This is a genomic window from Polaromonas sp. P1_G2, from assembly GCF_056405515.1.
Map to the genome: position 1 here is coordinate 1 of NZ_JBFUBY010001761.1, position 359 is coordinate 359.

At 51.8% G+C, this 359-nt stretch carries 1 protein-coding gene; it reads right to left on the reverse strand.

Annotation, left to right across the window (positions count from 1 at the left end):
* Positions 1–87 precede the first annotated feature (87 nt).
* On the reverse strand, positions 88–359 hold a 272-nt coding region (locus AC1D0P_RS32475), incomplete at its 5' end, for a hypothetical protein (RefSeq protein ID WP_477680478.1).

Here is a 359-nt window from a genome sequence, read left to right on the forward strand (position 1 = left end):
ACCATTTCAGACTGGGTTGCCCGATCGTAGAAGTGGTCCAGGAATTCGGAAAATTCCTTCACCGGATCTTCGCCGCTGGCAACCCTTTCAGAAACCTCGCGTAGGGTAAACGGGCGCATCCTCGTCCTTTCTGTCGAAACTGAACAATTGCTTCAGCAGGAAGCGCTTGTCTTCGTGCTTGGCGGACACGGGAAAATATTTTCCGAGAATGCCTATCGCCGTGTCGACATCGCGAACATCGTTGACGAACAAGAGGTTTTGTATATCGCTTTTTTCCTGGGGGCCTTTCGAAGGGTCCAAAACCCGCATGGCTTTCAGTTTGAGCGCCAGCATATATTCGGCGGTCGGGACAAACACTC